This is a genomic window from Tissierella pigra, assembly GCF_009695605.1.
Taxonomy (GTDB): domain Bacteria; phylum Bacillota; class Clostridia; order Tissierellales; family Tissierellaceae; genus Tissierella; species Tissierella pigra.
The window spans coordinates 1-1792 of record NZ_VUNQ01000105.1 but is presented as its reverse complement, the minus strand read 5'-3'; the positions used below and the strand labels follow the sequence as shown (position 1 = coordinate 1792).

The window sequence follows — 1792 nt, the reverse complement described above, 5'->3', positions numbered from 1 at the left end:
AGAAAGAAGTTTTTCATATAGTCAGGAAATAACTATAAATCCAGTTATAGAGTATAGCTTTACCATGCCTGATTCCATTCACTATGGCAGGGAATTTGAAGTAAAAGGAGATTCCAAAAATCTTGGAGCAAATAAAGTTAGATGGACATTAGAAAAAACAGGTGAAGCAGTAGATTTCAATGGTGAACTAGCCAATGAAGGAGGGAACATCTCCATATCAGATACAGGTGAGTTTACTCTTATAGCCACAATTATAGATAGTGAGGGCAGAGTATTTACTCATAAAGAAAAGATTACTATTACCAATACTGCACCAACAGTAACTTTAACAGCTACACCAACTAGAACTGTAAAGAACGGTAAATTCTTTGTTGATATTAAGGCAACAGCTAGTGATCCAGATGGAGATGCAACAACCTTAGAATATGAAGGTACAACCAGTGATAACTACTATCCAGTAGGTACTCATAAGATTCGTGTACGTGCAAAGGATAGTGCAGGAGATTATTCACCTTGGGTAGAGAAGAGCTTTACAATTGTAAATTCAGCACCAACAGTAACACTGACAGCTACACCAACTCGGACTGTTAAAAGTGGAAAATTCTTCGTTGATATCAAGGCAACAGCCAGTGATCCAGATGGAGATGCAACAACCTTAGAATATGAAGGGACAACCAGTGATAACTATTATGCAGTAGGAACACATAAGGTCAGGGTACGTGCAAAGGATAGTGTTGGAGCTTATTCACCTTGGGTAGAAAAGAGTTTTACAATTAAAAATTCACCACCAACTACCCCCGTAATTACTAGGACACCAAGTGGAAATAGTGTTGCCCCTGGTACTAAGGTAACTATTACAGCTAAGAGTACTGATGCAGATAATGATCCAATTACCTATGTTTGGGAAGGGCGTAATGCTGAAACACAAGTCTACCCGTTAGGAAAAAATACGGTTCGCGTAAAGGCTGTGGATTCCACAGGTGCAGAGTCCCCATGGGCAGCCATTGTATTCTTTGTTGCTGATCCTAATGGCAGTGGAGGTATGATGTTAACTGGTCCTGATTCAGTAATTCTAGAAAATGGTTTAGAAGGTGCGACTATTACTGAATATACATTTACTGTTCCTCCTGTTGCAGGACATAGTGGAAGTGATTATGGCCGTGTTCGTGGATACAATGTAAAAACAAAACAGTGGGATGAACTTGATTATGGAACTACAAGCAATGGTATCACATTCAGCAGAACTCTAAGTGCTGGTATGTACTCTAAGCTTGAGTTTTATTATTATACGAATCACAATTGTATGTACGATAAATCCAATATTACCTATTCTGTAAGTTACCATTTTGAATAAACAAGGAGGAAATGAATATGGAAAGAACAATTGAAAAATCAAATAATTTTATAACAAATAAAGCTATAGCTGTAAAAACAGCAATGAACAATAATAGGGGAGAAGGATATATTGACACAGCAGTGAAAATTCTTATTGCTGTAGTTTTAGGAGCATTACTTCTGGCAGGACTATACCTATTATTCGGTGATGTGGTTATGCCAACACTAACAGAACGTATTAAAGAAATGTTTAACTATGCAGGTTAAGAGCATCTTACAGGGGGTGCTTTTTTCTTTTCTGCTTATGGCGGCATCTTATACAGATATTAAAAAAAGGGAAATACCAGATATAATCTGTATATTTATTGTATTAATAGGACTTCTAAGGTTTAGCTTTATAAATCTGTTTGGGATAATTATTGCTATCCCATTTTTATTAGGAGCAGTATTAAAAGAA

The 1792-nt window shown here is 36.7% G+C and carries 3 protein-coding genes; all 3 read left to right on the top strand.

Annotated elements, in window-relative coordinates:
• Positions 1-1354: hypothetical protein (locus tag FYJ83_RS19805; RefSeq protein WP_229768674.1), on the top strand; the 1354-nt coding region annotated here is incomplete at its 5' end.
• Between the two features lie 17 nt (positions 1355-1371).
• A complete protein-coding gene (locus FYJ83_RS19500) occupies positions 1372-1602 on the top strand; it encodes a DUF6133 family protein (RefSeq protein ID WP_154443135.1) in 231 nt (76 codons plus the stop codon).
• Positions 1592-1792 (top strand): prepilin peptidase (locus FYJ83_RS20585; RefSeq protein WP_412034792.1); only part of this gene is annotated, 201 nt, incomplete at its 3' end. The genes FYJ83_RS19500 and FYJ83_RS20585, both read left to right, overlap by 11 nt.